The organism is Paenibacillus sp. FSL P2-0173, from assembly GCF_038008045.1.
In the GTDB taxonomy this organism is placed as follows: domain Bacteria; phylum Bacillota; class Bacilli; order Paenibacillales; family Paenibacillaceae; genus Paenibacillus; species Paenibacillus polymyxa_B.
In genome coordinates this window covers 2,033,035-2,059,564 of the sequence record NZ_JBBOYK010000001.1, presented here as the reverse complement: position 1 = coordinate 2,059,564, position 26,530 = coordinate 2,033,035, and the positions used below count along the sequence as shown (strand labels likewise).

Annotated in this window: 27 protein-coding genes; 22 read left to right on the top strand and 5 right to left on the bottom strand. The window is 49.6% G+C overall.

Annotation, left to right across the window (positions count from 1 at the left end):
* Positions 1-50: 50 nt before the first annotated feature.
* On the bottom strand, positions 51-1,850 hold the full coding sequence (locus tag MKX30_RS09120) for a M4 family metallopeptidase (protein WP_341062741.1): 1,800 nt from the start codon (positions 1,848-1,850) through the stop codon (positions 51-53).
* A 467-nt stretch (positions 1,851-2,317) separates the two neighbouring features.
* Complete coding sequence (locus tag MKX30_RS09115) at positions 2,318-4,096, bottom strand: M4 family metallopeptidase (protein ID WP_023990117.1); 1,779 nt, start codon at positions 4,094-4,096, stop codon at positions 2,318-2,320.
* 558 nt (positions 4,097-4,654) lie between these two features.
* On the opposite strand from MKX30_RS09115, the gene MKX30_RS09110 reads away from it, so the two are divergent.
* From MKX30_RS09110 to MKX30_RS09025, 18 genes are all read left to right on the top strand, one after another.
* The gene (locus MKX30_RS09110; protein WP_075154703.1) at positions 4,655-5,593 is read left to right on the top strand and encodes a glycosyltransferase family 2 protein; all 939 of its coding nucleotides are present in this window, start codon (positions 4,655-4,657) and stop codon (positions 5,591-5,593) included.
* Positions 5,590-6,525 carry a glycosyltransferase family 2 protein gene (locus MKX30_RS09105; RefSeq protein WP_023990115.1) on the top strand — a complete coding sequence of 312 codons (936 nt, stop codon included), beginning with the start codon at positions 5,590-5,592 and terminating at the stop codon, positions 6,523-6,525. Before MKX30_RS09110 ends, MKX30_RS09105 begins: the two co-directional genes overlap by 4 nt.
* Complete coding sequence (locus MKX30_RS09100; RefSeq protein WP_341057123.1) at positions 6,522-7,322, top strand: glycosyltransferase family 2 protein; 801 nt, start codon at positions 6,522-6,524, stop codon at positions 7,320-7,322. The genes MKX30_RS09105 and MKX30_RS09100 overlap by 4 nt, the downstream gene beginning before the upstream one ends.
* Positions 7,319-8,050, top strand: a complete 732-nt coding sequence (locus tag MKX30_RS09095; protein WP_028541469.1) for a sugar phosphate nucleotidyltransferase — start codon at positions 7,319-7,321, stop codon at positions 8,048-8,050. The genes MKX30_RS09100 and MKX30_RS09095 overlap by 4 nt, the downstream gene beginning before the upstream one ends.
* A 72-nt stretch (positions 8,051-8,122) precedes the next feature.
* Positions 8,123-9,583: a glycosyltransferase family 2 protein gene (locus tag MKX30_RS09090; protein ID WP_341057124.1), complete on the top strand. Its 1,461-nt coding sequence runs from the start codon at positions 8,123-8,125 to the stop codon at positions 9,581-9,583.
* Between the two features lie 119 nt (positions 9,584-9,702).
* Positions 9,703-9,990: a hypothetical protein gene (locus MKX30_RS09085; RefSeq protein ID WP_013311765.1), complete on the top strand. Its 288-nt coding sequence runs from the start codon at positions 9,703-9,705 to the stop codon at positions 9,988-9,990.
* Between the two features lie 29 nt (positions 9,991-10,019).
* Positions 10,020-10,352 carry a restriction endonuclease subunit S gene (locus tag MKX30_RS09080; protein WP_069080653.1) on the top strand — a complete coding sequence of 111 codons (333 nt, stop codon included), beginning with the start codon at positions 10,020-10,022 and terminating at the stop codon, positions 10,350-10,352.
* Positions 10,352-10,702 (top strand): hypothetical protein, encoded by a 351-nt coding sequence (locus tag MKX30_RS09075; protein ID WP_013311763.1) that lies wholly within the window; start codon positions 10,352-10,354, stop codon positions 10,700-10,702. The genes MKX30_RS09080 and MKX30_RS09075 overlap by 1 nt, the downstream gene beginning before the upstream one ends.
* Positions 10,650-11,009 (top strand): hypothetical protein, encoded by a 360-nt coding sequence (locus MKX30_RS09070; RefSeq protein ID WP_028541471.1) that lies wholly within the window; start codon positions 10,650-10,652, stop codon positions 11,007-11,009. Before MKX30_RS09075 ends, MKX30_RS09070 begins: the two co-directional genes overlap by 53 nt.
* 180 nt (positions 11,010-11,189) lie before the next feature.
* On the top strand, positions 11,190-12,281 hold the full coding sequence (locus tag MKX30_RS09065; protein ID WP_023990109.1) for a CgeB family protein: 1,092 nt from the start codon (positions 11,190-11,192) through the stop codon (positions 12,279-12,281).
* A gap of 33 nt (positions 12,282-12,314) precedes the next feature.
* A complete protein-coding gene (locus MKX30_RS09060; protein ID WP_341062740.1) occupies positions 12,315-13,448 on the top strand; it encodes a CgeB family protein in 1,134 nt (377 codons plus the stop codon).
* Positions 13,449-13,508: 60 nt separating this feature from the next.
* Entirely contained in the window at positions 13,509-15,170 is a 1,662-nt protein-coding gene (locus tag MKX30_RS09055; RefSeq protein WP_339200819.1) for a glycosyltransferase, read from the top strand.
* A gap of 121 nt (positions 15,171-15,291) precedes the next feature.
* A complete protein-coding gene (wecB, locus tag MKX30_RS09050; RefSeq protein WP_023990106.1) occupies positions 15,292-16,383 on the top strand; it encodes a non-hydrolyzing UDP-N-acetylglucosamine 2-epimerase in 1,092 nt (363 codons plus the stop codon).
* Positions 16,376-17,362 carry a polysaccharide biosynthesis protein gene (locus MKX30_RS09045; RefSeq protein WP_025722608.1) on the top strand — a complete coding sequence of 329 codons (987 nt, stop codon included), beginning with the start codon at positions 16,376-16,378 and terminating at the stop codon, positions 17,360-17,362. The genes wecB and MKX30_RS09045 overlap by 8 nt, the downstream gene beginning before the upstream one ends.
* Complete coding sequence (locus MKX30_RS09040; RefSeq protein WP_028541475.1) at positions 17,359-18,213, top strand: dTDP-4-dehydrorhamnose reductase family protein; 855 nt, start codon at positions 17,359-17,361, stop codon at positions 18,211-18,213. The genes MKX30_RS09045 and MKX30_RS09040 overlap by 4 nt, the downstream gene beginning before the upstream one ends.
* On the top strand, positions 18,174-19,172 hold the full coding sequence (locus MKX30_RS09035; RefSeq protein WP_023990104.1) for an NAD-dependent epimerase/dehydratase family protein: 999 nt from the start codon (positions 18,174-18,176) through the stop codon (positions 19,170-19,172). Before MKX30_RS09040 ends, MKX30_RS09035 begins: the two co-directional genes overlap by 40 nt.
* A complete protein-coding gene (locus tag MKX30_RS09030; protein WP_028541477.1) occupies positions 19,169-19,885 on the top strand; it encodes a glycosyltransferase in 717 nt (238 codons plus the stop codon). Before MKX30_RS09035 ends, MKX30_RS09030 begins: the two co-directional genes overlap by 4 nt.
* Positions 19,886-19,913: 28 nt before the next feature.
* A complete protein-coding gene (locus MKX30_RS09025) occupies positions 19,914-21,116 on the top strand; it encodes a glycosyltransferase family 2 protein (protein WP_076159705.1) in 1,203 nt (400 codons plus the stop codon).
* Here the strand turns inward: MKX30_RS09025 and MKX30_RS09020 are convergent.
* Positions 21,109-21,495 carry a hypothetical protein gene (locus MKX30_RS09020; RefSeq protein WP_254348680.1) on the bottom strand — a complete coding sequence of 129 codons (387 nt, stop codon included), beginning with the start codon at positions 21,493-21,495 and terminating at the stop codon, positions 21,109-21,111. The genes MKX30_RS09025 and MKX30_RS09020 overlap by 8 nt on opposite strands.
* 166 nt (positions 21,496-21,661) lie before the next feature.
* Between MKX30_RS09020 and MKX30_RS09015 the strand changes: the two genes are divergently transcribed.
* From MKX30_RS09015 to MKX30_RS09000, 4 genes are read left to right on the top strand one after another with little or no spacing between them, the layout of a single operon-like run.
* Entirely contained in the window at positions 21,662-22,903 is a 1,242-nt protein-coding gene (locus MKX30_RS09015; protein ID WP_053326610.1) for a sialidase family protein, read from the top strand.
* The gene (locus tag MKX30_RS09010) at positions 22,903-24,129 is read left to right on the top strand and encodes a sialidase family protein (protein WP_053326024.1); all 1,227 of its coding nucleotides are present in this window, start codon (positions 22,903-22,905) and stop codon (positions 24,127-24,129) included. The genes MKX30_RS09015 and MKX30_RS09010 overlap by 1 nt, the downstream gene beginning before the upstream one ends.
* Before the next feature lie 33 nt (positions 24,130-24,162).
* A complete protein-coding gene (locus MKX30_RS09005) occupies positions 24,163-25,383 on the top strand; it encodes a glycosyltransferase family 4 protein (protein WP_075154695.1) in 1,221 nt (406 codons plus the stop codon).
* A 31-nt stretch (positions 25,384-25,414) separates the two neighbouring features.
* A complete protein-coding gene (locus MKX30_RS09000; protein WP_167348638.1) occupies positions 25,415-25,588 on the top strand; it encodes a hypothetical protein in 174 nt (57 codons plus the stop codon).
* An 87-nt stretch (positions 25,589-25,675) separates the two neighbouring features.
* On the opposite strand, the gene MKX30_RS08995 is transcribed toward MKX30_RS09000, so the two are convergent.
* Entirely contained in the window at positions 25,676-26,071 is a 396-nt protein-coding gene (locus MKX30_RS08995) for a hypothetical protein (RefSeq protein WP_028541483.1), read from the bottom strand.
* A 25-nt stretch (positions 26,072-26,096) separates the two neighbouring features.
* Complete coding sequence (locus MKX30_RS08990) at positions 26,097-26,444, bottom strand: hypothetical protein (protein WP_023990095.1); 348 nt, start codon at positions 26,442-26,444, stop codon at positions 26,097-26,099.
* Positions 26,445-26,530: the final 86 nt, after the last annotated feature.

Here is a 26,530-nt window from a genome sequence, read left to right as displayed (position 1 = left end):
AAGAGGGAAGGGGGAAAACTTGTAATATCGGGGAAGTTTGTATTTATTACTTATCTCACACCTACAGCGTCAAAAGACTTAATAGCAGAGGTTAGGGCTATTGAATTTTCACCATAACTATCTTTGGCCGCTTGGATAACAGCGGCACGCGCGGTGGAGAAGTTAGACGTGGAAGTCAGATAATTGGTGAAGGCATTATAATAAATATATACGGCTGCATCACGTCCGATTCCATCTACCTTGACACCATGGAAGGTGCCTCCTTGTGCCAGTAGATAGTAGGCTTTATTAATAATGCCACTATTAATATGGGCTCCACCATAATCCTCGTTGTTAGGATCAGGATAGAGATTGCTGTAGTGATCGACTTGACCGTATTTGACAGGATCGGAAAGGGAGCGAATGGCGTCGCCCTTAATATTAGGGGTATAAGCGACTTTGCCGAAGTCCCAATTGGTACGCTCAATGTCGTTGCCTATAATATCTGAGATGGCTTCACTTAATGCACCAGATTCAGCGAAATACACGAGCCCTGATGAATGCTCGGTCACACCGTGTGTCAGCTCATGGGCAACAATTTCAAGGTCGCTGCTGAAAGGGGCAAATAACGTGCCGTCTCCGTCTCCGTAAAGCATATGAGTGCCGCCCCAGTGGGCATTATTGTAGTTCTTTGCGCCGTAATGGACTGCCGAAGCGATGGCCATGCCATGCCCGTCAATGCTGTCGCGTCCAAATCTATCCTTGTAATAATCGTAAGTGCGGATAGCGTAAGCGTGGGCATCCACCGCAGCCGGATCTTCCCATACGTTATCTGAATCTGTATACAGGGTGCCGGGGAGCGTCTCGGTGTTGTGGACGTTATAAGTTAGGATTCCTTTACCACGAGTCGTATCCTTTAGTTGATACTTCTTGCCCGAAGCTGTTGTTTCAAATGTTTTGGTATCACCGAATACACCGCGCCCTGTGCCGATCACTTCGTTAAGGATGTCATACTTGAATACGATTTTTCCATCATTAGCGTCAATAAAGTAACGTGTGCGCAGCAGAGTGGGTTGTAAAGTATTAACTTCGGTTACATAGACTAGACGTGTTGAGTCTCCATCGGGATAGATATACAGTTCTGCTTTAGGGTCCACGCTTGGTTCCAGATTGGCAATTTTGGGGATAGAGGATGCAGGCTCTACCGCTTCCAATTTACTGTCCTCCAGTTCAGCTGCTTTATCCAAATCCAAGGAGTCCTTATCAAGAGAGATTGATAATTCATTGTTAGATGCTTTTTCGTAAGTGTCTTTACTTACACTACTTGTATCCTCGTAAGGTTCAGGAACGATTTGGACGGAGGAAGAGAGAGATTGAACCCGTATAGCTGCATCTTCATATGCGGTATATACAGCCTCAGTAGCACTGATTTTTGGAGTTGTATTTTCTTTAGCATCGGCTTGTTGATCTTCTGAAATGACCGCTCCCAAATAAGAGGTGATTTGACCAGACTTGTTTACATGGATGGTCTGTTCGGCTCCAAATACGGGAATTCCGTCTACGTATTGTTTTAACCGATAATGCTTTGTACCAAATTTGTCACTGGTACGATCCACGATACGAAATTGCTCGCGCACATGGGAACCGATGTGGGTATTGTCCAGACTCAATAATGTTTTTTGTTGTCGATTTAAAAAGCTCCAGACCAGATTGTCGCCTGTTACCGTTGAAGGGGACTTCCAGTTCACCGTTTGGAATGTTGGCGTAAACTGAGTCGGATCGGGAACAGAATTTTCAGCTGCGGAGGCCCCCGGCGCTATAGATCCTAATAACATAGCCCCTCCAAGAAGTGAAACCCATACTTTTTTCAATTCATACTCACTCTCCCTAATTAATGTTGGGGTGAAAAACACCCTGTTTGCAGAAGCTATTCGTCATATATGTAAGTCTTGTTGCTCCTTTGAAACGTGAAGAGGATTGAAAAAAATTACCTTATGTAAAATATTAAGGTTTATTTTTTTGCAATCTCATCGTCTTGGCTCTGATATTAGCACAGAGGTTGTCGAACGAGAAGGTTAATTTTACAAAATACCCCAAAATGAATCTTTAGTCCCTGATTTACTGTTTATTTGTCTTATTTAGTCGAAAATGATCGAAGGGACCCGATGAACAAGAAAAGGGCGCCCCTTTGAGGGGACGCCATAAATAAGGGGGGAAGGGGCGCAGACTTGTACACTGCACCCCTATTTTTTCGTCCATTGTATGAGTCAGGGCCAAGTGACAGTTGCACAACGGCAAAGGTCTATGGACGGGATATGAGGATTATAGCGTATATGATTTAGTTTACGCCTACAGCGTCAAAAGATTTGGCAGCTGCAGTTGCTTCTGCTGAGTTCGCACCGTACTGATCTTTTGCTGCTTGGATCACAGCAGCGCGTGCGTTGGAGAAGTCGGAAGAAGAAGTCAGGTAGTTCGTAAAGGCACTATAGTAAATTTGAACCGCTGCATCGCGGCCAATTCCATTTACAGTTACGCCATGGAAAGTACCACCTTGTGCTAACAGATAGTAGGCTTTATTGATAATACCGCTGTTCGTATGAACGCCGCCGTTATCGGAGCTGCCTGTATACAAGTTGGAATAGTGATCTGGTTGATCGTACAGGGTAGGATTGGACATAGAGCGCAGAGCATCGCCTGCAATGTTTGGCGTATAAATATCATCGCCTACAAGCCAATTTTTACGCTGAATGTCATTACCGATGACGTCCGAGAAAGCCTCATTCAATGCACCGGACTCTCCGTAATATTCCAAATTCGAAGTATACTCTGTGACACCGTGCGTAAGTTCATGACCTACCACATCGGGGTCCCCGCTGAATGCGATAAATGTGCTACCGTCCCCGTCTCCATAAGTCATTTGGGAGCCATTCCAGAAGGCGTTGTTGTAACGGCTACCGTAATGGACTGTCGAACGGAGTTGCAGCCCGCGTCCGTCAATGCTGTTGCGTCCAAATTTGGCCTTATAGTAATCATATGTTTTGGCAGCATACGTATGGGCATCCACGCCGGCTGGATCATTCCATACATTATCGGCATCGGTCAGAATGGTACCTGGGATGCTTTGACGGTTGGAGGCCGTGTAGGTCACAACCCCGTTACCGCGTGTTGTATCTTTTAACTGGTAGCTACTGCCGGAAGCAGTTGTGGTGAATGATTTGGTATCACCAAGCACACCTTTACCTGTGCCTGTCGCTTCATTAATGATGTCATACTGGAATACGATGCTGCCATCATTGGCATCAATAATGTAGCGAGTACGCAGTGGGGCAGGTTCTAAAACATTGACTTCTGTTACATAAACCAGCTGCAGGTCATCCCCTTTAGGATAGAAGTACAGATCGGCTTTAGGATCTACTTCTGGCTGCAGATTAGCGATTTTGGCAATGGAACTTTTTTCTGCTTCCACCGCTTCAATTTTGCTATCTTTCAGGGCAGATGCTTTATCAAGACTCAGCTCGTCCTTATCAGTAGATAGCGTTTTTTCGTTGTTAGCTGCTTCGGCGTAAGTGTCTTTGCTTACACTGCTTTGTTCCTCAACATCTTTAGAAATCGTATCGTCGGAGGTAGGGAGGGCTTCAATCCGTGCAGCTGCTTCTTTATATGCAGTGTAGACCGCTTCAGAAGCGCTGATTTTTGGAGTTGTACCTTGCGTAGCTTCAGCTTGCTGATCCTCAGTAACCACCGCTCCTAAGTAAGAGGTGACCTCACCAGATTTGCCCACATGAATAGTCTGTTCAGCTCCATATACGGGAATCCCGTTTACATACTGTTTCAGCCGATAATGGCTCACACCGGACTTGTCGCTTGTGCGATCAACGATTCGGAATTGTTCACGTACACTAGAGTCGTCCGCACCCAGTAACGATTTCTTTTGCCGATTCAAATAGCTCCATACAATGTCGTCCCCCGATACCGAGGAAGGGGCTTTCCATTGCTCGGCGTGAAAGGTCGGTGTAAGCTGAGTTGGCCCCGAAACGGAACTCTCCGCTGATGCACCAGACGCGACAGACCCTAATAACATAGCTCCTCCAAGAAGCGAAACCCATACTTTTTTCATTAAAAATTCACTCTCCTCGATTAATGTCAGGATGAATCATCCTGTCTTGAATAGGGCATTGCGCCATTTATGTAGGTCGTGTTGTCGTCTGGAATAGAAGAAAATGGAACATGAAGAGAAATACCGAAGTGTTTTTCATGAAGCGTACGTGAAAAGAGGGTACTGCAATATGAAGCATGTAGCCTAAAAAGGTGACAAACTCCTCCTTTCCTGTCGTATATAAAGAAAATAGAATAATGGTGGATAATGGAAAAAATGACTTATGCAAAAAAAACAAATGTTGATTTTTTGAACTCCCATCATCTGGCTCTGATATTAGCACAGAGAATGACGGACGAGAAGATCTATGTCACAAATTTATCCAAAATGATTCTTTAGACCCTAATAACTGATTTATTTAATAGGATTAATAAGTTTTGTAAAATAAAGTCGAAAATTGCTGTGTCGAAAAGACTCCACGATTGCCGTTACACACGGCTTTTGGACCGCATAGGTTATGTTGAACTGTCCTAATCATGCTGTCCATCTATACAGCAGGAAGGGAGGTGAGACGGGAGCATGAAGAAGCAGGGAAGAGCTGGATACAAGATCAAACGGAGGCGGCATTCCGGCGCTTACTATCATTCCAAGATGTGGCTGCCGTTACGAATGCCGAACATGCATAAGAATCCGGTAGCCCCTGCCATGAGGGAGGTACTCGACACGGAGAGAGGGGCACAGAGCGGAGAAGAGCGACCATCTGAACTGTCATCAGTGGGAAAGTTTTTCGTATCTGTCATTATCCCGGCCATGAATGAGCAAAAAAAAATCGGAGCTGTGATTCGCGAAGCGCGCCGTGTCCATCCACATACAGAGGTTATCGTCGTTGAGAACGGATCACACGATAGAACGGCGAAGGTGGCAGCAGCGGCGGGAGCTCGTGTACTTTCTTTCCCGGAACCGCTCGGACATGATGTTGGCCGTCGTATTGGAGCGGAGGCGGCATCCGGACAGATCCTGCTTTTCCTGGATGGGGATATCGTCATTCCCTGCGTTAGACTCCGGCCGTTTATACACGCCATATGTGCAGGGGCGGATGTGGTGCTGAATGATTACCATGGACCTGTGAATCGTACGCCCGTACATCCTGTAGTGGAGGCAAAGCATGTATTGAATATCTTGTCGAATCGTGCTGATTTAGGGGGAGCATCTATGACTGGCATTCCACACGCCATAAGTCAAAAGGCTCTAAAGGAAATAGGTCTAAAGCCCTTGGAGAAACCTCCTTTATTTCAAGCTATGTCCATCGCCTCCGGGTTACGAGTGGTGACTGTATATGGAATAGCTGTCGGTAAAATAAATGCGACACGTAAAAAACAGAACGGCAAGGACCCGCTGGCAGATGTAATTGTTCAGGATCATCTGGATGCCATTGCCTGGCTTACATCGCGTCTGGGAACGCGTGCGGGATATACGGATTTGGGGCGCAAACGGATCAGAGACGAGGTGAAACTGTGAGTAGACAGTATCGCAGAGGGAAGCGTGAAGAACCGAGCTGGGGGATCAGACGTGTTCAGCGAAAACGAGGAACGACGACTTCAATGCATAGCCGTAGGGTGAGAAAGCCCACACCTCGGGCGAAAGGAATGACCGAAGTGACTCCGCCTGTGGAACGCGAAGTTCCGGGAGATATTGTGTTACAGGGAACGGCAGCGGCCGTGGTCAGCGCCTGTAATGAAGAGTCAACGATTGACCGGGTACTGGGCGAGCTGGAAAAACTTCCGTTTACGGATATCATTGTCGTATTGAACGGCTGCACGGACGGCACGCGCTCCACCGTAGCCAAACATCATCCCAGTGTGACTCTCGTCAACGTGCCGGATCGACTGGGGCATGATGTTGGCCGTGCAGTAGGCGCGCGTATGACGCAGGCTGATATTGTGCTGTTCGTGGACGGAGATTTGCCGATTCCAGCATCTGATTTGTTACCTTTTCTCCACGCGGTGGATCAGGGAACGGATGTTGCGCTTAATGATCTGGGCAGACATTTGCCGCCCTATGCCCAGCAGGACAGCGTGACACGGTGCAAAGCATTCCTGAATCGCGTACTACGCAGGCCGGATCTGGGAGCAAGCTCATTGACTGCCGTACCGCATGCCTTATCTCGGCGTTTACTGGATCAGCTTGGCTCAGCCGTGCTTGCCGTACCGCCAAAAGCCCACGCCATGGCAATTCTGCATGGCATGATCGTGGCGGCAGTACATGCTGTCGATGTCATTAAAACAAACCGTAAGCGGACCTTCAATGTTGGCAAAGGGAACGCTATGGAACAGTTGATCGTCGGTGATCATGCAGAGGCACTGACGGCGGTGTTTCAGGTAGCCGGGTATTCCCCGCTCGGGCCTGTTCCAACACGGGTAGACGTTGCCAAAGGGAGGAATGCACAATGAGTCTGACGAGCATCATTATTCCGACTTATAACGGCCTGCATCTGTTAAAGCCGTGCATTGAGGCGATTCGGACACATACGATAGATGTACCGTATGAAATCATTGTTGTGGACAACGCTTCGAATGACGGAACGGATGATTTTTGCGCATCCGAGCGGCTGATCAGCATACGTCTTCCTGAAAACAGAGGCTTTCCAGCAGCATGTAATACGGGGCTCCGGCTGGCTTCCGGTGACCAGTTCGTTATTTTAAACAATGATGTGACGGTTACGCGGGGATGGCTATCGAATATGTTGGCTGCATTGCAGAGCGAAAGCATAGTGGGATTGGTGGGACCGGTGACGAATTACGTCAGCGGTATTCAGCAGATACACGGATTAGAAGGAGATTTGGCCAGTTGTCTGAGATATGCGGAGCAGAATAATGCAAGTAATCCCTCCAGATGGCAGGAGGTCAAGCGGTTGGTCGGATTTTGTTTGTTGTTCCGGCGCGATCTGATGGAACGGATCGGATTGCTGGATGAACGGTTCAGCCCCGGACATTATGAGGATGACGATTATTGTCTACGCGCACGCGTGCATGGCTACAAGCTGCTCATGTGCAACGACTGTTTTGTCTATCACGAGGGAAATGCGAGCTTCTCACGCTCGGAAACTTCCTGGATGGAAGAGCTGATCGAGCGGAACTATCGTTTGTTTATAGAGAAATGGAGTATAGATCCCAGAATGTTCATCGAAACTGGAAACGCTGGGGTTGTATGCACTGAACATGTTGTCGAAGGAGGAAGGAAGATATGAAAGGGGTTATTCTCGCAGGAGGAACCGGATCGCGCCTTCATCCGTTGACTACATTACTCAACAAGCATCTGCTTCCGGTCGGCAAGTATCCCATGATCGTATATGGTATCGAGAGGCTGCGACAGGCGGGGATCACCGATATGCTTATTATTATTGGTAAACAATCGGCCGGACTGTATACCGATTTTTTGGGCAGTGGCAGCGATTATGGTGTCCAACTGACATACCGGATTCAAGAAAAGGCGGGCGGCATTGCGGAAGCACTCGAACTGGCAAGAAGCTATATGCAGGCAGAAGAGAAATTCACTGTTTTGTTAGGTGATAATTTGTTCAAGGAAGACTTGGGACCTGTGATCGAACGGTTCAAGCAACAGCCCCCGGGGAGCGCCAGAGTGTTGTTGAAAAAGGTGGCAGATGCTCGTCGTTACGGGGTACCCGTATTTGATCCTGAGCGCCCGGAGAGCATTATGCGGATTGAAGAAAAGCCACAGCATCCCCAATCCAAATATTGCGTTACGGGTATCTATATGTACGATACTGCCGTGTTCGATAAGATCCGGCAAATTACACCTTCGGCACGCGGTGAGCTTGAGATCACGGATGTTAACAACTGTTATGCCGCTGAAGGCAAGCTGGAATATGATATTTTACGGCGCTATTGGAGCGACGCAGGAACCTTCGATTCCCTCCAGGAAGCTGGAGTGAAAATGAAAGGACTTCTACCCTGATCTCAATGAAACACCATCCGGCCGGGCCAGGCATATAGTATAGGCATAATGCCACCCGGAGGAGTGAACGGCATGAAACGCCTGAATATGCAAAGGAAACACAGCAAGCGGCTCGGAAAGAAAGGCTATTGGTCAGGATTTAAAAGGGGCCAGGAGCAAGGCAACAGGTTGGGCCAGGCTTCGTTCGGCAAGGTTTTTGAAGGCGTCAGTATTATCATTCCGTCCTGCAATCAGCTTCAACAGCTCCGTGCATGCATTCACCGTATTGAGGAGAATACGAGCCATCCTCACGAAATTATTGTGGTGGACTGCGGCTCGACGGACGGGACATCCACCTATTTGCTCCGTAAAAGCATCGCTGTGCGTTATGCGCTGTTAAAAAAGGATGTTCAAATGATAGGTAGCCTGAATCAGGGGCTGATGATGGCAAAAGGCACAACTATTGTGGTACTGGATCAAAACTCCATGGTGACCCCCGGCTGGTTGGATCGGTTGTTAGCGTGTTTATACAGCGATCCGCGTATCGGTGTTGTTGGGCCTGTAACGAATGGTCCATTCGAAGAACAGCAGATTGAGGTTCCTTATATGAACGAAAATGGAGCACGTCAATTTGCCATGACCTACAATATGCCTAACCCGGATGCATGGCGAGAGACCGAAAGCTTAGCCGGATTTTGTTTATTGCTGCGCAGAGAGACACTGGAAAAAACGGGCTACTGGGACGAAGGCTGCCACAGTACTCAGGAAGCCCATGCAGATTGGCTGCTGCGTGTGCGTTTGTTGGGGATACGTATGGCAATTGCCGGCGATGCTTTTATCCATTATGAGGAAAGAGATCGGGATACGGTGTATGGTTTTCCTCAAACGACCGAAAAAAGCGGTTCAATGGAGGAAAGCAGCCGGAACCGATCCTTTTTTGTACAAAAGTGGGGGGACGCGGATAAGCTGTTCCACAACCTGAAATTCAGTACAGCGGAGACGGACGGCCAGATATCAACAGGTAAGGAAACACACGTATCAGCGGCAAGCTTTTATCCCATCGGAGCGGTTGTTCAGGGACCGTCTGGAGCAGTATTTCGGTTAGAGCCGGGAAGAAGGCGGTATCTGCATGGAGTCAGTGCTGCGGGAGGTGAAAATGTGCGCCCTGTTAGAGTGTCTCAGCTGGATTTGTTGGTGCTTCCCTTGGTAGGGAAGCCGGAGGCCACAGTTTCCGGCAGCATTGATGCACCTGTAGCTGAGCCGCCAGAGGAACCCATTCCTGTACTGGCGGCTCCCGATCTGGAGAACATGTCCATGCTGCCCACACTGAATATACCGGCTCAACGCAAGCGATGGATCGAGGTATTGTATGCTGAGGGCGGGCAACTGTATCAAATCGGTAACGGCTGGAAAAGGCCGTTCCTTACCCTGTACGCTGCGATGAGCTGGCGGGCAGAGGACTACCGAATTCAGTTTTTGTCTCCCGGAGATTTGTCGGCTTTGGTGGAGAAGCAGCCTATTATTGCTCCACCAGTGCTGCACGGGCATCTGTAATGATCTGAATAGGCGCTTTTAGGCGGAACCGACTACTCGCTGCGGCATACGCTGTAGTAGCGGAAAGCCCGTAGGTAATTCGTGCGTTCCGCACGGCGGAGCACATAAAGGAGGGGCTTATGCATAACGAGTTAGATGATTTGCTGATCCACATTTCGCACTCGCAGCAGCAGATGTCAAGGTTGTTGGATGCGGAACGTCAGGTGGTTGTGCGCATGGCGCAGATCATACATGAACTGCCAGATGAGGAGCCGCGTTTTGATGGAATTCCGGGCATTCTCGACAGCTCGGGACAAGTAAACAAAAGCATTGTGGCCTATCTGAACGGTATTGCCGATCTTCAGGAAGCAATGGCTGAAATGCTCGTTCGTGTCGTGAAGGAAACGGCATACCCGGAAGAGGAGTAACGTAACAACCGAGGGCAGGGAGTGAACACATGAGTAGGGAAAAAGCAATGATTCACATGCTGGACGCAGCCTCCAAAATGCAGCGGAATGTGTCTATGATTCTGGAGGCCAAGGCGGTCGAAGCAGAAAAAGTGCGTAATTGGGCGCTGAACCATCTGGCGCCCCACGCCTTTGAAACCGATGAAGAACAGCTGGGACGACCTTTGGAGATTCACGAGCAAATGGTGGAAATGCTGGAGGGATTAACGCGGCTTCAGACTGGACTTTGCAGCAATCTCAAAGCATTGCTGGATCAGGATGAGCAGCAGGGTGGCGGCATGGAAGGGATGATGGGAGGAATGGGCTCGGGGGATATGAACTAATGAGCATGAGGCGTGAACGTGAGATCAAGCTGGATATGATGGAGTCTATTGCTGCCAGCCAGCACGCCGTTGCTCGGATGCTGACCAGTCTTGCGGACTTGACGCCCCATGCGGATATGTCGGCTACCCGTCTGGAAGAAACCATTCGTATACTCAGCAACTACCAGGGAGAAATCACGCAAATGTTGGCGGGTATTCCATTAAGACGACAGGTATATGGGAAACCGACTAAACCGTGGCTCCATGTGCCTGTTCAGAAAAATGAAACCACCACGAGAAAGCAAAGGAGGAATGAAAATGAGTACAAGGTGGGAACGCGCCACTCGGGACAAAGCCCGCAAAAGACGTAAAGATGCCCGGCGTTCCAGCATGCGGAGATTAAAACGGAGAAGAAGACGTCTCCTTGCTCTAAGACGCCGTAAAAGAGGACTTCATTCTGCACGTAGAAGACATCCTCTTTTGCGGCGGCGGAAAAAACCTCAAGCTAACCCGGCGGCAGCCCCTTCTGCGGACAATCCACAGCCCGGGACTGTTGTATTGGAGCATGATCCGCAGGCATTTCAGCAGGGATATGATGCAGCTTACAACGAGGGTTTCAATTCAGGCTTTGCCAAAGGTTATGAAGATGGACACCAGCTCGCTTACAAAGCTCAGTAAACTGTGCAAATCATCTATTACTGTTCTCCCCCGAAGCTAACAGCTTTGGGGTTATTTGCGGTTCGGCAGTTGGACGGGCAAACGCCAATTTTGTCCGGGCAGTGGCAGTCGTCCATGATGCGTTTGACCCCTCCGCATATAGTTTAGGAGTGACAGAAGTTTATCCCACAACAGGACAGGGTGAAGGATGTGAACGATCAACAAAGCGGAAATGAACGCGAAGCGTACCGATGCGGCTATCGGGAAGGACGCAGAATGGGCGGTTGCACGGCTGCTCTGTCACAGGTCGTGGCAATACAGCCTGCTGTTCGTCATTTGAAAGTGTTATATATTCCGCAAGGTTTCGCAGCTATAGACACAGGTGTGCAAGAGGCATTAGGCCAAATATGCAGCTCATGCGCCATCGGTACGCCTGCTACGATGCTAGCTGACGCCGAGGCTCAACGTCCAGACCTCGTGCTGGTCATGAACGGGCTGCATGTTTTTCCGGCGGATCATCTGGAGCAGGTACAGCAAATACGAGCCCTAGGCATTCGGACGGCCATATGGTTTGTAGATGATCCTTACTTTACGGAGGATACGGCGTTGATCTGTCAATCCTACGATGTCGTATTTACGCACGAAATTTCTTGCCTGCCGTTTTATCGCGATCAGGGAGTAACGAGGGTTCACTATTTGCCGCTGGCTGCGTCAACTCGTATCTTTTATCCCCGGCGGGTAGAGCGGGAACATCAGCATGATATTTGCTTCATTGGAAATGCCTTCTGGAACCGTGTGAAGCTGTTCGACTACCTTGCTCCCTTCTTGGCGGACAAAAGAGTGCTGATCGTAGGTGGGCACTGGGATCGGCTGACCCGGCGGGATGTGCTGGAACGCTTTATCCGTCCAGGTTTTATGGAGCCGGAAGAGACCGCTCAATATTATAACGGCTCCAAAATTGTCATCAATATGCACCGCCCGACAGACCCCGGACTGGATAATCGGAATACACACCAGCTTTCAGCGGAGTCCATCAATCCTCGGACATACGAAATTTCTGCTTGCGGCACGCTTCAAATGACGGATATTCGGAAGGATTTGAGCCGTTATTACCGACCAGGCTATGACATTGAAACCTTCTCTGGAGCAGAGGAGCTGAAAGTGAAGCTGGACTACTATCTCAAGCATGACTGGGAACGCGAACGCATGGCCTGGCGCGCATTGTACACGACTATGCAAAAGCATATGTACTCCAATCGCATGGAAGAACTGCTGGACAAGGCGATGGCCTAAAGTAAACACCATAAACAGTGAGGAGTGAAAGTGATGACGATATCTACGACAGGACCGTATGACCCGGCTGTTCACCAGACGGCGGCAGCCTCCTGGGAAAGGGGGAGAATTGCGGGAGTGCATGACGGATACGACGAAGGATATCTGCGCGGACGTGCTAACGCAATTGTTGGGCGGATGAAAGCAGTTTTCCCTTTTCGACAAATCCATGTACTGTATGTCGTCTCCGGCAAAGGCCTTCCGTATTCTCCGCTGGATGAGGCGGTCATTACCACGTTGCAAAGCATGACGGCTCAGGTTACCGTAACAGACCCACGTCAGCCGGTAGGAGATATTGCCGCTCAGCTCCGTCCGAATCTGATGCTGGCACTGGATGGAATGGATCTTCCGTTGGAGCAGGTTACTGCGGTACGCCAGTTGGGCATCCCCACCGCCATCTGGCTAACGGACGATCCGTATTACACCGACACGACGACCAAAATCGTTACGAATTATGATTATGTGTTCACGTTAGAAATGAACTGCCTGGAGCTGTACCGCCAGTTGGGTTGCACGTCTGTGCACTATTTGCCCTTTGGGGCATTTCTGACTCACTATTTCCCACTCAGCTCGCCCGCTTCGGTACGACGTGAGATTGGGTTTACAGGCTCAGCCTACTGGAACCGCATCTATTTCTTCAATCCGATTATGCCTCAGCTCATGGCCCGTAACATTAAAATCAACGGAATCTGGTGGGATCGTCTCCCGGATTATCAGTCGTATGGTGACAAAATTGAGCTGGGTCGCTGGATGTCTCCGGTCGAGACCAATGATTCGTATAACGGCAGCAAAATCGTAATTAATCTTCATCGTTCCCATCAGGATGATTCGGTGAACAACAACTCACTGAAAATTCCAGGGGCTTCGCCCAACCCGCGCACGTTTGAAATTTCTGCCAGTGGCACGTTGCAACTGACAGATACAAGAGATGATCTGGCTCGTTTTTACAAGCCGGGGGAAGAGATAGAGACCTACAGCTCTCAGCGGGAACTGCTGGAGAAGGTTGAGTTTTATTTAACGCATGAAAAAGAGCGCCATGAGATTGCCCTGCGTGCTCTGGAACGAACCCTGCGGGAGCACACCTATGGTCACCGGATTGACCAACTGTTATCGGTCATATTTCCATAAGGTGATTCACACGTCCGATGGTTGCTATTTTAAAGGAGGTGAACTCCGATCAAGCCGAAAATGATGCTATTCAGCCATGTTAGCAACGTCCGAAGTATTACGGGGGCAGAGAAACTGTTATTGCAATTTTGTCTAGACATGCGTACGTACTTCGATTGTATTCTCGTAACGCCTGGTGAAGGGCGGCTGACCTCAATGGCCCGCAAGCGCGGAATCACCGTTCTGACACAGAACCTGTTCATGCTGCATGGCATGTATACCCCATATGAGGGATTGGCGCAGGATGCGGAGAATTTGCGGACCCATGTGGCGTATGCACCGTTGTTCCAGATGCTTCGGCATGCTCGACCTGATGTGGTGCTGGTCAATACCTGTGTGAACGTCATGCCTGCAATGGCAGCCCAAGAGCTTAATATTCCAGTGATCTGGAAAATAACCGAGGTCATTAACCAGAATGCGCATACGCCCGTTTCTGTTTCTATCATTGAGCGCTATAGCCAATGGGTCATCGGCATTTCGCAAGCTGTAATGCGTCCTTTGCATGGTGGGGGACTGACACGTCCGCATACGGTGTTGTCTCCCTGCCGGGATATGGATATGCCGTCTCCCAAAGAGCATGTGCTGGAACGGAGAAGGAAACGTGAAAAACTGGGGCTGCGGGATTTTCATATTTGCATTGGTTATATTTCTTCCTTTATCTACGAAGCCAAAGGGCTGTTACCTTTTGTCCAAATGGCTCTAAAGCTGTGCGAAACCAATTCGCGGTGTCGTTTCTGGATCATCGGCAGCTCGGTGGACTCGGAATATTACGTAAAATGTGTCTCTTTAATCCGCCAATCTCGTTATAGCCGCCGCTTCCAGTTCAATTCATTCGAGGAATCCGTGTCAACGGCCTATAGCGCAATGGATATTGTTGTGATCCCAAGTATGGTGGAGGAAGGCTTTGGCCTGACCGCCCTGGAAGGGCTAGTTTACGGTAAGCCCGTGGTAGCCTTTGCGCAGGGTGGACTTGTGGAATTGATGGAGGCGACGGGAAATACAGATTTTTTGGTAGAGCCGGGCAACAGCGACATGCTGGCGCAAAAAGTGAGCTATCTGCTCGATCATCCCGAGGAAGTGGAACGGATTGGTGTGCGTAACAACAGTGCGGCTACACGTGTATACGGACCTGATTCCTACCGAAGCAGTCTACACCTCATGGTCAGTCAATGGGTATGTCATCATCCGCATTGGTTCCCGTTGATTCAGCAGCCAGGTGGACCAGTATGGACGAGGGAAGGCGAAGGACTGCGTCAGGTCACTGCTATACCGGAGGGATATACCAGCACGATTCGAGAATTTCCCGAATCGGTGGTGTGTCAACTGCCTGTGCTGGGTCTGCCGCCAATCGAATATGCAGCCATTCAGGGCTTGCCACAACCACCATCCCCTTTACCTGAGTCACCGCCCGAATTGCTCCGCGGCAAGCGTAGTGTTCGGGCGAGATGGCCAAAGGGCCGCAAGCGTACCAGATTGCGGAATCGCAGGTATAAGAGAAGCGGCGGCAAGAGTCGCCTCAAGAAAATTCACGGGTCCCCGTTGTCGAAGGGACTTTATCCGAAAACCAAGTCCAGACAGAAGCTCAAGCGGAAATTCAAGCACCGGTCACGACGGCACAACGCGCACAAGCAGAAGCGAGTCACACTCAAGGCTGGACAGCATACAAAACAACGGTCCGGGTGAATCTACGCCGGACCGTTGAGATGAACGTTAAGCTGGAGCACAGCCAGTCTGCTGGATGGCTATCATTCATTGAACGCCACAATTCAATGAAACAACGACAGCAAAGGTGGGTTCCAAAACCATGAAAATATTGACCGTGCTCGGCACAAGACCGGAAATTATACGGCTCAGCCTGATCATTCCGAAGCTGGACCGCCATGCAGATGAACATGTGCTTGTGCATACGGGCCAAAATTACACCGAAAGCCTGAGCGGGCAGTTCTTTCGCGAGCTGGGACTGCGTGCCCCGGATTATGTACTTCAGGAGAAAGCGGGGACACTGGGCAAACAGTTGTCCGTCATGTACTCGCAGATGGAGGATATTTTAAACAAGGAACGCCCTGATCATGTGTTATTGCTCGGTGATACGAACAGCGCCTTATGTGCCTTGCTTGCGGAACGTATGGGTTACCCGGTCGTGCATATGGAGGCGGGGAACCGCTGTTATGATCTGGATGTGCCGGAGGAGAAGAATCGGCGTGTCATTGATGCAATATCTAGCATTAATATGCCTTATACGGAGCAAAGCAAGCAGCACCTACTACGTGAAGGCTTTCCAAGTCAACGAATTATACTGACTGGAAATCCGATCTACGAAGTGATGCAGCACTATAAGAAAGAGGTATCGGGCAGTGGAATTTTGAAAAAGTTGGGACTGTCGCCGGGAGAATATTTCCTGGTCACTGCCCACAGAGCTGAAAATGTGGACCATCCACCGCATTTGCTGGCTATTTTAGATGGTCTTAACCGGGTAGCCCAGCAGTTCGGGCAGCGGGTCATTTGCAGTATTCATCCCCGCACTGCCGCCCGAATCGCAAGCCATCCGCCGATCCAGCTTGACCCGCTAGTGGAATTTCACGAACCGTTCGGTTTTTTTGACTTCGTTCTGCTGGAGCGGCATGCCCGCTGCGCTTTGACGGACAGTGGTACCGTACAGGAAGAATGCTGTGTCATGGGGGTACCGACGGTTACGATGCGCCGGACGACCGAACGGCCGGAAACGGTAGATTGCGGCAGCAATATCGTGTCTGGTCTTGATGGCGAGGTTATAGCAAACGCGGTAGCCATAATGACCGGGATGACCCATAAGTGGCAATGTCCTGCGGGCTATCTGGCGGAAGATGTGTCGGATAAGGTAGTTAAATTTCTGCTTGGAGGGAAACGGCATGTTTGAAAACCAACGTATCTTGGTTACCGGCGGTACCGGCTCCTGGGGGCATGAGCTGGTTGCCCAGTTACTGCCGCGTAACCCCAAAGAGGTCATTATCTTTTCACGTGGAGAATCCAGTCAGGTTGCCATGAACAGGCAGTTTGAGGATGAACGACTCAGCTTCTGTATTGGAGATATTCGGGATAAGGATGCGCTGACTACCGCTTGTCAAGGAGTGGACTATGTATTTCATTTAGCAGCGCTCAAGCACGTTCCCGTCTGTGAGGATCAGCCCTATGAGGCACTCAAAACCAATGTAGTAGGCACCCAAAACGTGATCGAGGCCGCTGTTGCCAATCAGGTAAAGAAAGTCATTTATATATCGACTGACAAGGCCGCAAATCCGTCTAATTTTTACGGCATGACGAAGGCGATTGGAGAAAAACTGATTGTTTACGCCAATCTGCTGAATAGCGATACACGTTTCGTGACGGTGCGCGGCGGTAATGTTTTGGGCACAAACGGAAGCGTGGTGCATCTGTTCCAAAGCCAGATTCGCCAAAAGGGTAAGGTTTCGATCACAGATATGAACATGACCCGCTTCTTCCTGACCTTGCGTGATGCGATCAGTCTCCTGTTCAAAGCCTCGGTGGAAAGTGTCGGCGGGGAAATTTTTATTATGACCATGCCAACCTGCCGTATTGTGGACTTGGCTGAGGTGCTCATTGAGGATTCAGGTGTGGAAAACGTAGAAATTGTAGAAAAAGGTGTGCGTCCCGGCGAGAAAATTCATGAAATTCTGATGAGTGACTTTGAAAGCCTGACGACGGTAGTCTATGACGAGCAATATTTGGTTATTCTCCCAACGCTGAATATTCCTCAATTAAAGGACCGCTATACTCAGTGCCCTCCGGTGTCGTTCAGCAGCTTTAGCTCGGAGTTCAATTTGATGTCCAAAGAGGAGATTCGCAGCATTCTCCAAAGCGGGGGGTTCATCAAATGAAGCTGCTTATTTTGGGTGGTAACGGCATGGCGGGCCATGTTCTGGTTAAGTATTTCCAAAACCAGAGCGGGTATAACGTGTTCTACACCACCCGTGATCCCGAAAATAAAGGCGGTCTGCTGCTGGATGTAAAGGACAGCTTTATGGTGGAGCAGCTGGTACGGAGTGTACGGCCAGACGTTATTATTAACGCGGTAGGCGTACTGAATCAGCATGCCGGGGAGAATCAGATCGCAGCATACCAAATCAATGGATTGCTGCCACATCTTCTCCGGCGAACAGCGGACAGTATCGGTGCCCGACTGATTCATATCAGCACGGATTGCGTATTCGAGGGAAATCGGGTACCAGGTTTATATAAAGAGACGGATCAACCCGATGGGACAAGTGCCTATGCTTTGACGAAAATACTCGGAGAAGTAAAGGCAGCAGGACATTTGACTATCCGTACCTCCATTATCGGGCCGGAAATTCGGCCGGGAGGCATTGGTCTGCTGCACTGGTTCTTGCAGCAGAGCGGAGACGTTAACGGGTATCGCCGGGTCTTTTGGAACGGGGTTACGACGCTGGAATTAGCGAAGGCGATACAGGTGCAGATGAATGAGCCGCTGGACGGACTCATTCATCTGGTTCACCCTGAACCGATCAGCAAGCATGATTTGCTGCTGCTGTTCAAAGACATCTGGAATAGGGAGGATATTCGGATCGTGCCGAAAGATGAGCCGGTGCAGGACCGGACGCTTCGTTCTACCCGGGCCGATCTGCACTACGATGTTCCTCACTACAGCATCATGCTGAAGGAGCTGCTGGAATGGACGGAAGCACAGCGGAACAACGTCGGCCTGTCATAGTCATTACTGGAGCGGCGGGCTATACCGGGATGCATGCCTGCCGCCATTTTGCAAAGCTCGGCTGGGAGGTAGCGGCGCTGACTCGCACTGTCGCTTCCGTTTCAGAACTGATCTTACTGGCTCGCGATGATGAAAATAACAGTCCAGAGGCGGAGACCCGTAACTGTATTACGCCTTATGTGTGTGACTTGCTCGACAAGAAACGTCTGGGCGAAGTCATTAGACAGATTGCTCCGGATTATGTGCTTCACCTGGGTGGTAAAAATTCCGTCCCTGAATCTTGGCAGAGTCCCCTGCTATACATGGAATCCAATGTACTGTCCACCCTGTATCTGCTCGATGTACTGCGACCTTTCCCCAAAGCTAGAATTGTCGTGGCGGGCTCTCGGCTAAAGACGGCTTTGCAGGCTCCGTATCATCCAACACATCCATACAGCCTTAGCAAAAGCCTTCAAGAGGCAGTCGCGCTCTCGTGGGGCGCGCTGTTCGAACAATCCGTTATGCTGGCAGAGCCTTGCAACTTGATCGGTCCGGGTCCATCTACCGGATTTTGTGCATTACTCGCGGGGTATATCGTTCAGACGGAACGTCTGGAGGGGCAGTCCGTAACTGAAACTGCCCCGTTCCGGGTATCTTCCCGACATGCGCAACGTGATTTCCTCGACGTTCGTGATGCCGTTCGCGCATACGGTGTGCTATTGGAACAGGGGGTGCCAGGCCAAGTTTACTCGGTCTGCACAGGCCGCATTGTGGAACTGGGCAATATCGTGGAACGTATGGTTGCGCTGGCCAAAACATCTATCCCCATACAATGGGGGGATGTGGAAGAGTCAGCATCCACCGAGGCATATCGTGCGAAAGAGCTGGAGGATATGGGCTGGAAGCCGACCATACAGCTGGGGCAATCTCTGGAGGATATGATTCAATACCGCCGAGCTGGAAAGGAAGGAACGATATGAGACCAAAAGTAACAATCGTCATTCCCTTTTATAACTGTGCCTATGTGGATCAGGCTTTGCAAAGTGCACTAGAGCAAACTTATGGGCCCCTCGAGATTATTGTTGTCGATGACGGGTCCACGGAACATGTTGATATGCTTCAGGCCTATCTTCCGTATATACATTATTTGGGCAAATCCAACGGTGGAACAGCCAGCGCCCTGAATCATGGTATCCGACATGCCAGCGGGGAATATATTGCGTGGCTCAGCTCCGACGATACCTATCATAGGGACAAAATTAATAATCAGGTTTCTTTTATGGTGGAAAACGGTGCGTACATCTCCCACACCAATTTCAATTTCATCAATCAATACAGCCAAGTCACAAGCTACCAGGCAGCCGCCGTGTTTCCGTCTATGACGGAGTTTTACCGTTTTTTTCAGCAAGGAAATCCGGTTAATGGATGCACGGTTATGTTTAAAAAGGAGCTGTTTGCACATATCGGTTTGTTTGATGAACTGCTACCGTACACACATGATCTGGATATGTGGTACCGAGTAATGATAGCGGGATATCCATTTCCTTTTCTGAACGAGTCCTTGGTTAACTACCGCTGGCATGATGAAATGGGAACCAAAAAACATTGGCCCGCTGTGGAGCGGGAGTACAACATAACCCAAGCGCGTTATCGAGATCGCTTCAGTCAGGTATTGAGCGGTTTATCCTCATGAAGCCGAAAGTCTGTCAGGGGGGATTGATATGGTAGATACGGGGATTGTTATGCCACTGTACAAACAGGATATCGGCTATCTGCAAGCTGCGATCTCATCCGTACTAGCCCAGAGCTACAGGGCATTTCGCTTCATCATTGTTATTGACGGAGCGCCGGAAATGGTGGGGCCAGCGCTCCACGCAGCAATGGGAGACCCGCGCGTTCAGTTGGTTACACTCCCTCAGAACAAAGGAGTATCCCACGCCCTTAATCGAGGATTCGATGAGTTGTTTAAAGATCCTGCGATCAAGTATGTGACCTGGGTATCCAGCGACAATGTTTATAATTTTTACTTTATTGAACGATTGCGGCAGGAGCTGGAGCAGGGACCGGACTCACTCGGCCTTGTGTTCTCTACTTTCCGTCAGGTTGACGCATGTGGGAACCCGTTGTATGACGAGCAGCATCAGCAAGCTTTGATCCGGTACCAAGGCCAGCCGCATCATGAATTGCTGAATGCCAGCATTGTCGGGGTTTCATTTATGTACAAAAGCAAATATGCCCGCCTGATTGGCGGCTATCGGCTGCAACCAGTTGAGGATTATGATTACTGGCTGCGGCTGACCGAGACGTGCAGCATGAAATTCATCCCGGAGATCCTGATGGATTACCGGGTGAATTCCACATTTAGTGTATCGGCCGGCCTGCACAGCCAGAAGGAGCACCGACGCTGGCGGCACGCATTCCAAATCGCCAAGCATGAGGCGAGAGCACGTCGGGGCATCCCACTTGAAATGACGATTTTAATGCCTGTCACGGCTATGGCTCAAGCTGAACCATTGCTGGATAATCTGCTGGAGCAGCACTACAGCAATTGCGTGGTACGGTTGCTGGATTTAACGCCAGAACAGGGAGCCGCCGCTTTCCTGTCGATGATGCTCGATCCTCGGTTAATCGTAACGCCACGTCAGCATTATTCGGTCCAGGAAGCACTGGTTCAGGCTATTGGTGAAACAACGACACGCTTTGTTGTATGCTTCGGTGTCAAACCATATATTGCCGTGACGGATTTGCTGTATCTGACGGATTTGTTGCGCCCATTACAGGATACACATGCCTTTTCCTACTATACAGATGACCACTCAACCATCGGTAGCGGCCGAGGGGTTCAGTCCGTACCGCCGGAATGGAATTACGTGTATTACACCCACAGATTGCATCAAGCACTGGAGCAGGGCAACTTTAAATAACAGGAGACAGCGCCGGGATTGTGGTCAGTTCCGACTGAAGAACACGATGCTCCTGTACAACATTACCAAACTGATCCAGTCCAAAGTTGGAGAGCACAACATTGGAAGGTGCAGCGGAGACTACGTTGTATTGTACCTCGTAGGCAAGGACCCCTTGCACAAAGAAGGTACGTCGGGCAACAGAGTTTACAGGTAAGTTAACCGATGTCACGTATAAGGGGATCTTGGTATCCGGTACAAGCGAGAAAAAAATTTGGATGGTCACGGTTGCCGCGTTCACTGTATCCTCGTTGACCAAATTTACAACGACATTGGAGCAGGCAGTACCGAAATCTCTAGTGTTGGTCATATATCCGGTTGTAAAAGCCAATCGAATCATCCTCTCAAAAAACAGAATATTGGAAAACCCCTGAAGGGATGCTTCTATACTATGAATCTATTGAAAAGAAAGCTTGTATGGTTGTCTGTAGACTGTGCTGAAAAAAGTACATTTTAATAGAAATACTTCAGGCATGTCCATTTATATAATGAAGGGAATGCTTGCGATGCCTTTGAATTTTCAGGTAACACCCAGCGGTTTGCCCAAATTTGAGCCCAGTGTCGCCGTTAATTTGTTGAATCCGAATATCGTTGTAGCTGTAGCTGTTGACTTTAGTAGCGGGCCTCCGCTGATTGGACTGTATCGTTCCTTGGACGCCGGGGCGAACTGGACTGATACTTTACTGCCAATTCCACCGGGATATACAGGAGCCGAGGCAGGAATGGTAGCCTATCTGTTCCCGAATATTTTCATCATATCCGCACATGTGTTTCCAGGAAATGAGAACGGGGCTGTTGTGATCTATCGCTCTACGGACGATGGTGCCACCTTTGATCCTCCAGTGGTCATTAACCCGGGCTATGGAGATTACATTAATAATGACTGGACCAATATTACGACGGATAATGCAGGAGCAAGTCCCTATTTAGGGCACGTCTACGTTACGTATAACCGCCAATACAACGTAGAGTTTAATGCCCGGTCTGCGGCCTTTTACCAGCGTTCTACGGATGGAGGATTGACCTGGGATCGACCGTTATTGCTTTCCAATATCCAATCCTCCACGGAGCGGCCTGAGCCTGCGGTCGACAAATATGGCAGTGTATATGTCAGTTGGATTCGTACAGGGCCGCAGACACCGGCTTTCTTTATCCGGCGCTCCTTTGATGGAGGGGCAACTTTCAGCGGGGATATTCTTGTGTCCAATATAACGCTGGTGCCCAATCCTTTGCCCGTTCCTGGTTATGACTTTCGGATATTGAATTTCCCTAGCTTGGCCGCGGACTGCTCGGGTGTGCCTTCCACAACAAATACGCTATATGCCGTTTGGCAGGATTTTGGTCAGGGATACAGCAATATTTTATTGTCCAAATCAAGCGATTTTGGCGGTACCTGGAGTGCTCCGATCATCGTGACGGACAGCCCGCCCGGCTCGCAAAATTTCTTTCCTGCGATTTCGGTGTCGCCTAAGACGGGATTGGTCGTTGTCGTGTACTATACCAATCGCCTGGACGGCTTTAATCTGGATGTGTTCACCGCCCAATCGTCAGATGGAGGCAACACCTTTACGAACAGTCGTCTCACAACGACCTCCTTTAATCCGAATGTCGGTGGAGGCGAATCAGAGCTGATCGGCGACTATATTGATGTCGCCATCGTACCGCCGAATAGTTACATTTCCGTCTGGACGGATACGCGTACAGGCAGCCTGACGATTTTTGCTGGTGTACCGGGAGGTGAAGCCTGATGCCGAACGTACAGCTCACGCCTAATGGAAGGCTGGCGCAGGAGCCGAGTGTAGCTTTCAACCTGCTCGACGGTACCATTGTGTCTGCGGCTATCGATTTTACGACTGGGCCGCCGTTGACAGCAGTATACCGTTCAGGTAACGGCGGTGTCTCCTTCACACAGCAGATTTTACCGCTGCCAGCCGGCTATGTAGGGGCGGAATCCCATAGCGTCAGCTACGGTTTTCCCAACTTGTTTGTCATAGCCTGTCACGTATTTACCGCAGACGGCTTGAGCGGTACTATCGCTACCTATGTATCCAGAGACAACGGTAATACATTTGATCCGCCCGTGATTGCCCAGCGGGGGTATGGGACATTTGTCAATAATGTTGAGGTCGGCGTGAAATTTGATACTTCTCAGGTCAGCTCCTATACCGGAAATATCTATTTATGTTATACGCATCAGTACAATCCTGACTTTTTTGGCGGATCAGTCATGTTTTTCCAGCGTTCGCAGGATGGAGGGATCACGTGGGATACACCCGTGGTGCTCACCGCTGGCTCTAATCAGATCACGCGGGGGGAAATCACCGTGAGCATTACTGGGGTGATTTATGTCGGGTACATTGTAACTAATCCGGTTAACCAATATCAGGTCATTGTGTCCTTCAATGGGGGGACAGCATTCAGTTCTTCGCTGCCTGTATCTTCTGTTGTCCCGGTTCCGAGTCCGTTGCCCGTGGCCGGGTTTGGCTTCAATGTGCTGCCGATGGCCAACATTGCGGTGGATCGCTCTACTAGCCCGAATCAGGGAACACTTTATGCGGTCTGGCAGGATAATCGGGCAGGGTATGCGGATGTGCTGCTCGCCCGTTCGGTGGATGGTGGATTAAGCTGGACTGCGCCGCAATCTGTGACAGGGGCTAGTGCAGGGGCACAGCATTTTTTCCCGGCTATTGATGTTTCACCTGTGACCGGTGTGATTAAGATCGTATATTATACCAATCAAATAACGACCTCTTTATTAGACGTATTTGTGGCCGAATCAACGAACGGAGGGAATACATTTACGAACCTCAGAATAACAGACAGCTCCTTTAATCCTAACGGGATTAGTCCTGTTCCAGTCGTTACGATCGGTAATTTTATTGATGTAACGATCGTGCCGAATAATGGATTTTTTGCGGTCTGGACAGATGCGTTATCGGGTTTCCAGCAAATTTACGGAAGCAACGGAATGTAGCTCAGCGTACGAGACAGAGGAGGTGAGGCTGTTTTGAAAATTTTGTTGGCTACGTACTGGCCGATTCCTCATTTGGGTGGCGTATGGCCCTTTATGCTGCAAATTAAACGGAGGCTGGAGCTACTGGGTCACACAGTAGACTTGATGGGGAACGGACCGGATACACCTAAATACCATATTGTTTTTGAAGATAGGGAGCTGCTGAAGGATCAACTGCTTCCCCTGCTGCATACGAAGCTGAATGAATCGGCTGTCCCTGTATTACATTTGGATTCATGGGTGCAGACGGTGGAAAAGGATCGATACTGTATGGAGCTGGCAGCTGCGTATTTCGGGGTTGAGCAGTATGATGTTATTCACACGCAAGATGTCATTGCGACGCGTGCTCTAAGTCGGGTCAAACGTAAGGACAGTGCGTTGGTAGCGAATATTCATGGCTCGCTGGCTCGTGAAGTCATGATGGCTCTGGAAAGGGATCATGAGGAGGGTTACCGAGAGACGTTGATGTGGAAATATTATTGGGCGCTGGAGCACTATGGCGCTCTATCCGCGGATATTACCATTACGTCTACAGAATGGATGAAACAGACGCTTGTGCGTGAGTTCGAAGTGCCTGAGCAGCAGATTGCTACTTTCCAATACGGATTGGATACCGAGCACTTCTGGGAAGTCCACGCCCGGGGAACGGACATAGTACGACCTGAGGGGAAAAAAGTTATGATTTGTCCTTCACGGCTGGTATATATCAAAGGGCTGCATTATTTAATGAGCGCTCTTGGCCTGCTGAAAGCAAGTCGTACGGATTGGGTTTGCTGGATTGTCGGGGAGGGAGATAAAAGGGAAGAGCTTCAAACACAGGCGAAGGAGCTAGGGCTAGCAGAAGACGTGGTTTTTCTGGGGCATCGTGAAGATGTACCTGCTCTTTTACAACTGGCGGACCTTTTTGTCCATCCGAGCATACAGGATAATCAGCCGTTTTCGGTCATGGAGGCGCAGATTATGGGGCTTCCGGCAGTGGTATCGGATGCGGGCGGACTGCCGGAAATGGTGAAGCATGAACACACCGGACTGGTCTCCCCGGTTGGCGATGTGGAGGCACTGGCAGCTCATTTGCAGCATTTGCTGGCTCAGGATGAAGTGCGGATAGCTATGGGGAAACATGCCAAAGCATGGGGGACCGCGCATTGGTCTCTGGATGTTATGATTGAGCGACTCGTGAATATTTATGGGCAAGCGCTGAATCAAGTACGTTGAGTACGTTGATTCAACAGTTAGGAGGCAGAGCATGACTTTTCCTGTCGTTGGAGACTTGTACAACCGTATTTTTGAAATCCAGCAGTCGCACCCGGATCTGAAGGTCGATTACGCAATATGGAACCGAATTAATACTTCGTTGCCGGAAGATTATAAGCTGCCAGACGCTGACATTTTGGAACGTCTGAAACAATCCGCACCATGAAGGCACAGACCCTATAAAAAGGCAGGTCGGGCTTAAAACTCCCACCTGCCTTTAGTTTATTCCAGTTCATTGTCCAACAGGTTTTTGTCAATCTTCATAAACTGAGCCTCGAATTATGAGCGGCCCCGTAACAACAGCACGGCGGTCAGCTGATTGTACGGTCAAGCAGTATACATAAGGCTCTGCCTGTTCTCCCGTTTCCTCATAGCTTAACTCTGCAAATCCCTCCTGATAACAGGAATCCTGCAACCAATCCAGCATAGGTCCCCGCTCATCATTGCGACGCAATCGAATGTCCAACTCCCCGATATCCCAGTTGAGCAGCGGATTTTCCCATGCCAAAGAGACTTCAATGACAATACGTCCTTCAGATTCACTTGCAGGAATGATTAATGTAGAGAGCACGCTCTCCTGTTCGGTGACCTGAAAAGGCAGTGCATATGTGTCTGGCTCAGCTTTGTTTTGAACTGAATATTTCAACATACCTTCTTCCTCCTCTGCCCGTTCATTAGGGTGTCACGGTAAAATGACTGGCTGTACGCTTAGCGACAATGTTCCCGTTTTCCAAAAATTCAGCCAGGATAAACAGCGTTTCCGGATTGTAAATACTCGTTACCACTCGCAGGTAAAAAGGATTTTGGGCGGTCTCCATATCCTTGAGTTCTAGCACGGAGCCAGCTTCGGGAGAAGGGTTCAATCGAAGGAGCTGCCGTCGGAAAACGCCACTGTCATTTCCCATTTCCAGCAACACATCGACGGCTCTCTTTTCACGATTGAAAAGGGTCACATGGCAGCTTTGTATGTGGGCGCTGTGGTAAGCGAGATGGTGATCGACGGTTAAAAGAAACACGGACATATGATGATGCCTCCTTGAATTCCGTTAGGTTACCAGCCTTAATATGATATGAAAAATAGCCGGGATTGGACTGGATAGTTGTACGC